Raw genomic sequence first — 8,106 nt, 5'->3', positions numbered from 1 at the left:
GGATCGCGATGGCACTTGCTCAGGATACCGACGTCCTCCTATTGGACGAGCCGACGACGTTCCTTGACCCCCGCCATCAACTGGAAGTGATGCGCGTCGTAGAGGCACTTCGCGACGGGAGTGACACAACGGTCGTGCTCGTACTCCACGATATCTCGCAGGCGGCACGCTATGCCGATAACATTGTTGCACTCAAAGAGGGCTCGATCCACGCCAGCGGCCCGCCTGAGGCAGTTGTCACCGATAACCTCCTTACGGAGGTTTTCGATATTAACTCAGAGGTTATCGAGACTGAACACGGTCCTGTGGTGGTCCCACTGAATCCGATCGAGGAAAACCATCCGGGCCAAATGGGGGAATCAGAGGAGGGACGGCGAAGCGAGAGCAGCCGAAACGAGTAGGGGTGAAGCGCACGATACACGTTTGGGTGATTGACATCCTCCTCCTGAAGGCGGAGGAATCCCGAGCGGTGGGAGTTTCAGGTTCGCAACCATGGATGCCGCCACTTCACGGGGAATAGTTTAACCCAGTCGTCGTGGTCGGTGGCTGTCCAGCCGTGCCAAACGGCTGTTACTCCTATCCTCGGCATCATTGACTCCCTCTGTTGTTTTTGCCAGCAGGGAGTCGCTGACACGTCAGCAGACTTGGAGGTATCGTGGCTTGCTCAACCGACAGGCACGAGACGAACCCTTCGAGGATTCGTGTTCACCATGCCGGCATTTCGGATACTGCCTCGTTATGTGGGCGGGCAGGCCGCCTCCGAAGGTCGTTTGGAATCCGCTCCGTTCCGACCTGACCTTGCCGTCGTATGGCGGTTCTTGCCACTTGAAGGTGTATATTAGAAACTCGGGCTGTGCTATTATCGGGATGTTTGATTCCCTTGTTGTCGGATTCAGCCTGCGGCTAAAGCCGCAGGTATTCTCCTCGATTCTCTATAAATCTTCACCTCTCGTGGCACATCCCTCATCTGTATTGAGCGATTCGTGAGTAGTACTGAGCAAAAAACTATCAACTTCTGAGGCTTTCAACAAAGCCGAATACTGGAATTCAGTCAGTCCTGTTGAAACCCTCTTTTTCAGACACAATATGCGCAGAAACAGCCGTTCACTAAAGAGTGCGAATGTACTGCGGAATCTCTGCTAGTTACAATACTAGCCTGTCATAGAATCAATCACGGACTACGAGAGCCATTCGTTTACCGAATGGTCTGTGTATGCGATACCCGCGGTCAGTACAAACATTCCTACTAAAATGAGATATACCGATACAACGTACTGTAGAGAGTGTTCACCGATTTGCGTTGCGAAGCCGATGCCAGTGAGTGGGATTACCAAGAGAGCGACCGCGTACCGTGCTTTTCGAAACCAGTGTATCCCTTCGTTATCGGAGAGCCCGCAACATCAGACTTCGGCCTCTTGCTTTCTGTAAACGCATGAGCCGCTTTCTATGACACGCTTTACAATACTGTTCGTACCGTCGTGACAGAAGGAGAGTACGTAGCAGTCTAGTCGTTCCACTCCGGTACTTACGTCTGGCTACTCCTCCACGTTCTGTGCAGGAATCGTGAGGATGACAACAGCTCCACGCGGGTCTTTCTCCTCAATGCGGACAGTTCCATTTGCCCGCGAGAGGATTCGCTTCACGAGCCAGAGTCCCATCCCGCTACTGTGGGTGAGTGCATCGATATCTTCATTCTCTGTGATCACGGCTCGTTCTTTAGGTGGGATTCCCGGCCCATTGTCCGCGATGTATATTCGTACTGTCTCCCCCTCGCGGCGGACTCTTATCTCGACCTGCGGCTGCTCCTGGTCAGTATGACGTACCGCATTCTCGACCACCTCCCGTATCGCGCGCTTCACTTCCGGAATCGCTATCACGGACACGTCATCCGGCAGTTCGAGCCGAAACTCCGCCGCTGGATATGTAGACTCCATATCCGCTACGACCGCAGAGAGTGTCTCGGTGAGGTCAATCGTCTCCGGCGAGGATGTCTCAGCAAGTAACTCGACGATCTCTCGTTCTTTGTCCGCCTGTGCGACTATCCGGTCAGCCGCATCAATGATCGGCGTCACCAAGTCGTCAAATTCGTCCGCCGTATCCTGTTTGATCATCTCTGCGTGTCCTTGGATAACATTCAGTTCGTTACGGAGCGTATGACGTAACAGCCGGTCGAGAGTCGCCAACTGACGCTCCCGCTCGATTTGCTCGGTTATATCTCGCATCGTTGCCACAACCGCCCAAACAGTGCCGTCCTCGTCTTCCAGTGGATGATACCGAACCGAAAACCTTCGCCCCGAGCGACCAGGCAACGCCCGTGTTGTCCGATACTGTACAGACTGTCCGGCGAAGGCACGTTTGACGTACTGCTTGCTGGTCTCGAAGGCTTCTTCGCCGATACCCTCGGAGAGTGTCTTCTCCGTCACAGTGTCGCTTGAAATATGATGAAACTCCCGATACGCCTCGTTTGCAAACAGGTACCGGTAATCGTCGTTAATGGCAGCGATCAACTCGCTGGCCCCCTCAACCGCACGCTCGAACTGCTGGAGGTCCGCTTCGCGCTCCTTCTGTTCCGTAATATCGGTCTGGATTGCCACGTATGCTTCCACATCGCCGTCGTCGGTGGTAATCGGAGCAATCGTCTGGTGCGCATAGTATATCTCACCAGACTGTCGTTGGTCCTGAATTTCTTCCTGCCACACGTCGCCCTCGGAAATTGTGGCCCACAGGTCGGCATAGTACTCCTCAGACATCTCCCCGGAACTGAGAATCGCTGGTGTCTGCCCGATAGCAGCCTCGCTGTCGTACCCGGTAATGCGTTCGAACGCCGGATTGACATACGTAATAGTGCCATCCGGGTCCGTGATGTAGATTACATGGCCAGCTGCTTCGACGGCCCGGCGAAACCGGCGGAGCATCTGCTCGTGTTCGACGCGGTCGGACACGTCTTCTTGGAAGCCGACGTAGTGCGTCACGTCTCCGGCATCGTTCCGGATCGGTGCGATTGTCACGCGATTCCAAAATTCGGTCCCATCCTTGCGATAGTTCCGGAGTTCGACAGTCACGGGTTCTTCCGCGTCAATCGCTTCACGCATGGCTGCTACAGGCTCTGGGTCAGTCCCATCACCCTGAAGAAATCGACAGTTTCGCCCGTGAACCCCCTCTTCGGAGTAGCCAGTTGCCTGCTCGAAGGAAGCATTCGCATAGATGAGTGGGTTGTCGTCTTGCGACGCATCGGCAATCGTGATTCCGATAGGGGCCTCGTTGATCGCCCGAGTTTTGAGGCTGAGTTCGCGCTTTCTGTCTTTTCGTTCACCGATATCCCTGATGATAAGGATAAGGGCTGGTACGTCCGCCCACGTGATGTGAGTCGCAGTTATCTCGACTCGATAAACAGACTCATTTTCTGTGTGTAGGTAGCCTTCGCTATGGTCAAGCGTCGTGTCGCCTGCTTGTACGGCGTTAATTTGCTGTGTGATGGGTATGCCAGTGTCCGTCGTGAGGACTTCATCTATAGAGACGCTGAGCGCGGTCACCTGACTGTCGATCCCCAAATAATCGAACCCTGTTTTGTTGAGATACGTGAATTGACCGTCACGGACGACGCCAATCATATCGTCTGCCGCATCTAGAAGTTCGCGGGCCCGAGTGTCCGTATTGACGATATTTTCACGGTTGCGATAGTATGCGACGGCGTTCTCGATCAGTGACGCCACCTGGTCCCACTGATCGGTGTGGGCGTCTTTAATGAGATACTCGGTCACGTCTGCTGAAATTGCCCGGCTAGCGACAGTCTCGCTGCCTTCGGTCGTGAACAGGATGAACGGCAGTATCGGTGCTTGCGCGCGCACCGCCTCAAGAAAGGCGATTCCATCTGTGTCCGGAATATTGTGATCACTGACGATACATTCGATGCGCGTATCTGAACCAAGAACGTCGATTGCCGCTCCGACAGTACTGGCAGTGTGGACGGTAAAATCACCATAGTTGGGAAAGGACCGTTCGCAGGCCGCAGCAAAGTCGCGGTCTGCCGTGACTACGAGTACATTCGTAGAACGCCACTCCTCTGAAGTCATACGTACGCATTCAAGGGGTTAGACGTATACGTTTTGAGGAATCTACGTTAGGGGAAACGCGAGTGGTGTTGTCTAGGACTTTGTATTGATAGATACTCTTTGCTTGCTGTTCAATCAAACCGCCGTGTAAGACTCGTACCCTACATCTTGCACGGCGCTCTGAACATCATCTGAAACTGGTAGGACTCGCAGCGGTCAATTCGCATGTAAGTTCACACGGCTGATTCGGTCCTGATATCAGGAAAATAAACACCGTGACAAGAGTTCTATGACACCCTCAGACTCCTACCTAATTTGGCGGAATATCTCTCATACCAGTAGTTGGGAATATGGTTGAGAGTCCCATCGAATAGCTCTCGCACTGTCTCCGTATGGTCAACTTCTGTCATCCATACTTTAATTACGATTGCTGGGAACAGAGAGATTATGACAGCGCAGACTTCCGACGGCTCGTTCATCACGTTGCCGTCCCATCCACTCGGATACGTTGCAATCCTTGCAGCGATCGTCACCGGGGGGATCCACCTCGTCCTCGGTCGTGGGGTACTCGGGTTTAATCAACTGTTGGGGGCCCTGTTTATTCTAAATGGGCTTGGGTTTCTTGGCGGGATCGGACTCTATCTGAGTCGCTACTGGCAGAGAGAACTGTATCTTGTCGCTACAGGGTATGCAGTGGTCACGATTCTTGCCTTATTTGTCTTCCAAGGAGCCAGCCTTGATGCCTTCTATATGCAGGGCGAACTCAATCCAATGGCCGTCGTCGCCAAAGTGGCAGAACTCGTCGTTGCCGTCGTTACTCTGTACCTCTATACTGAACTGACAGGCTAACCACCAGTTCTGACGCACTTGGTACTGGTCACTCGAAATGGCGTAACGAGCGGGTTAGATGGGCTCAGTAACCCGTACTGTTTACTCAACTCTCTGGTGCGTAAACTGTTCTATGACACCGTTCATCAATTGATTCAATTGATGTATCTGTTGGGTAAGATCGATCTGCCCAAGATGTTCGTAATTACTGACGGTGTACAAAGCCAAGTACCCATCTCAGAAAGCGACCAGACCCTATTTTTACTCAGGGAGTCGCATCTATGCTAATGCCGGATACAGCTCACCCATGGCTCCCTAAGGATACTGACGAGACATTTGATCCGCTTGAACATGCGGACATAGAGCCTAGCCCAGAGACGCCACTAGTTATTACCCCGCGTGGCGGTGATCGGGAAGTTGGTCGAAGTTGCTATCAGGTCGACACTGAACACGGTCGATATCTTGTCGACTGCGGGCTGAGTCAGGGTACTGGTGACAAGTTCCCCGATCTCCGGGGATTACAACCACAGTCTATTGATGCGGTGTTTCTTACAGTTGGGACTGAGACAAATGTTGATATGGCGGCAATCTCACCAGAGGAGATAGACAGCACCGGCTATACCGAGCTTGAAGATCAGATCGACCATCTCTACGACCTGTTGAGCAAACTCAACGAAGAGGTTGCCTCTGCTCGTAACGAGGCAGGACTCTCCGAAGCGGAGATTCGAGAAGTAGTTCAAGACGAAATGGAGACTAAAGAATAGAATTCTTCAAGCCACCTCCAAGGGCTCAAAGACCGGGTTATAGCAAGCGATCCTTGATGGTGAGCGTGTCGGCGAGGTCGTCAGCAAGCACACGGCAGAGCGAACGCAGGTGTTTGTCTAGTGATCAACGCGAGTAGCTTGAGGCTCTCAAGCACGGATGGTTTATCAGTTTGATGTGAGAATTGAAGCTATGGGTGACTCAGATTCCCCAACTGTCTCGGTATCTCTTTCTGGTCCTACGGATATTTCAGCAGTCCTGAATAGGGCTGGCATCGATCACGTCAGTGTCCATGATCACCGAGTCCTTGCTATCTATCAGACGGCAATTTTCAATGTGACAACGGATCCGCATCCGCTATCGACTGCCCAATCACTCGAGATCGAATGCTGGGAGGGTCCGATTCCCTCTCGTGCTGATGGGAGATCGTTGGAAGATATTCTTCAGGACTTTGTCAACGTGTTCGACTGAGGGTGGTGTATACACTGTTCTGTGACCGCTCAGTCGGTCACTCGTTGGCGAGTCACAGCGATGAGCAGCCACAAGAACAGCCATGCGAACAGAAACAGGATGAGGAGACCAGTTGGAGATAGGGCTCCAAGCGGACTCATGACATCGGCTAACACCGGGAGTGAGAGGAGAAAGATAATTCCGGCTCCCACACTCCCACCGAGGCACTCAAGGAGTGGCCAGACTGCAGTTTCACCCGTCTCAATGTCGCGATCTGGATGGTGGTGCGACTCTGCCCCCGCATAGCTTGGTGTGGTCATACATAGCACCTATTGAAATCTACATATTCGATCATTATAAATCTGTCTCCGAAAGACTCACAGGGTGAACAGGGTTCTTGAAAGCTGATTTCAGCCCTGAATGAGACGTGCCGCCATACAGTTGGGGACGTGACGAGACGGATAGACAGGCCACGGTCGATGTCGATCATGACGGGAGACTCCAGAGTCACTGGTCAGCGGTGCCCACTGTCTTATGTAACATTCACCGTTCCATATTCGTCGGGATTCTACATAAGGTATTGGTCCGCAATGTCGATTGAACGGAAGCGAAAACGCCCATCCGTCTTTAGTTAAGCGAGAAACCGCGTGACAGCGGCGGCTTATCGAGGCATCTCTTGGAAGGAATGAGGAAGCCGAGTCTGTATACGACGACGGCTCCCCATCTCGAATTATGCGTCGGCTCATACACTGTTTCCCTCTGAGTTCCTCGAAGAGCACGCCGAGGAACTCGGCGTGGTTGAACGTGACCGTAAGCTTCAGATCCCAGCCTTCGTCTGGGCATTCGTGTTCGGCTTCGCCGCAGGCGAAAGCCGAACACTCACCGGGTTCAGACGCTGTTACAACTCAACTGCCGATGAGACGATCTCTCCGGGCGGATTCTATCAGCGGTTGACTCCGACGCTTGCGGAGTACCTCCGCGACCTCGTCGAGCGCGGTCTCGACGAGGTCGCTGTTCCTAACGCTGTTGACGCTGATATCGACCGGTTTAGAGACGTGATTATCGCTGATGGAACGGTGTTGCGGTTACACGAATTTCTCTCAGATCAGTTCGAAGCTCGCCACGAGGAGCAGGCTGGAGCGAAGCTCCACCTGCTCCACAATGCCACAGAGCAGACGATTGAACGACTCGATACTGCTAACGAGAAAACGCATGACAGCACCCTGTTCAAAACAGGGCCGTGGCTTGAGAACCGCCTCGTGTTGTTCGATCTCGCCTATTTCAAGTACCGCCGGTTTGCGCTGATCGACGAGAACGACGGTTACTTCGTGAGTCGGCTGAAGCAGAACGCGAATCCGGTGATTACGGCAGAATTACGGGAATGGCGCGGCCGCGCCATTCCCTTAGAGGGCAAGAAGCTTCGAGCTGTTCTCGACGACCTCGACCGGAAGTATATCGATGTAGAGGTGGAAGTAGAGTTCAAACGAGGGCCGTACAACGGGACACGATCGCTGGATACGAAGCAATTTCGCGTCGTCGGCGTCCGCGACGAGGACGCCGACGACTACCACCTGTACATGACGAATTTGGCGAGAGAGGAGTTCTTTCCGGCAGATTTGGCGGAGATCTACCGCTGTCGGTGGGGAGTTGAGTTGCTGTTCCGCGAGCTGAAGACGCAGTATGAACTTGATGAGTTCGACACGAGTGACGAACACGTGGTGAAGATCTTACTGTACGCAGCGTTGCTTTCGCTGCTTGTAAGCCGTGATCTGTTGGGTCTCGTCACTGAGCAGGCGGATGATGAGGTTGTCTTTCCGACAGAGCGCTGGGCGGCGACCTTCCGGTCGCACGCCCAGCTCATTCTCCACGAACTCGGTGAGTACCTCGGCTACTCACCACCGCTGCTGCTCGAACGGTTGATCGAAGACGCTCAAAAGATCCACAAGCAACGACCGATCTTACAAGAGACACTCGCTGCCGCTACACAACCGAGGTGTGAGGCTTAACTAAAGAC

At 53.3% G+C, this 8,106-nt stretch carries 4 protein-coding genes and 2 pseudogenes; 4 read left to right on the top strand and 2 right to left on the bottom strand.

Annotated features, from left to right (window positions below; translation table 11 throughout):
• Nucleotides 1–401, top strand: a 401-nt coding sequence (locus BN903_RS05705) for an ABC transporter ATP-binding protein (RefSeq protein ID WP_048076938.1), incomplete at its 5' end; no start/stop codon positions are given.
• Nucleotides 402–1,535: 1,134 nt separating this feature from the next.
• On the opposite strand, the gene BN903_RS05700 is transcribed toward BN903_RS05705, so the two are convergent.
• Entirely contained in the window at nt 1,536–4,073 is a 2,538-nt protein-coding gene (locus tag BN903_RS05700) for a PAS domain S-box protein (protein WP_048076819.1), read from the bottom strand.
• Nucleotides 4,074–4,499: 426 nt separating this feature from the next.
• Here BN903_RS05700 and BN903_RS05695 point away from each other — a divergent pair, with 426 nt between their 5' ends.
• Together BN903_RS05695 and BN903_RS18705 are read left to right on the top strand one after the other, a co-directional pair.
• Nucleotides 4,500–4,901, top strand: a complete 402-nt coding sequence (locus BN903_RS05695) for a hypothetical protein (RefSeq protein WP_048076818.1) — start codon at nt 4,500–4,502, stop codon at nt 4,899–4,901.
• A gap of 266 nt (nt 4,902–5,167) precedes the next feature.
• Nucleotides 5,168–5,434: pseudogene (locus BN903_RS18705) on the top strand (MBL fold metallo-hydrolase); the annotation flags it as partial.
• 708 nt (nt 5,435–6,142) lie between these two features.
• Here BN903_RS18705 and BN903_RS17245 read toward each other — a convergent pair.
• A complete protein-coding gene (locus tag BN903_RS17245; RefSeq protein ID WP_195155725.1) occupies nt 6,143–6,412 on the bottom strand; it encodes a hypothetical protein in 270 nt (89 codons plus the stop codon).
• 412 nt (nt 6,413–6,824) lie between these two features.
• Here BN903_RS17245 and BN903_RS05685 point away from each other — a divergent pair.
• Nucleotides 6,825–8,098: pseudogene (locus BN903_RS05685) on the top strand (IS4 family transposase).
• Nucleotides 8,099–8,106 lie beyond the last annotated feature (8 nt).

The sequence above is a fragment of the Halorubrum sp. AJ67 genome (assembly GCF_000513435.1).
The sequence above is the reverse complement of the archived record's forward strand: the minus strand, read 5'-3'. Positions and strand labels throughout refer to the sequence as shown.

Coding starts and splice junctions, on each gene's coding strand:
- BN903_RS05700 (WP_048076819.1), bottom strand. CDS start 4,073: ATGACTTCAGAGGAGTGGCGTTCTACGAATGTACTCGTAGTCACGGCA.
- BN903_RS17245 (WP_195155725.1), bottom strand. CDS start 6,412: ATGACCACACCAAGCTATGCGGGGGCAGAGTCGCACCACCATCCAGAT.
- BN903_RS05695 (WP_048076818.1), top strand. CDS start 4,500: ATGACAGCGCAGACTTCCGACGGCTCGTTCATCACGTTGCCGTCCCAT.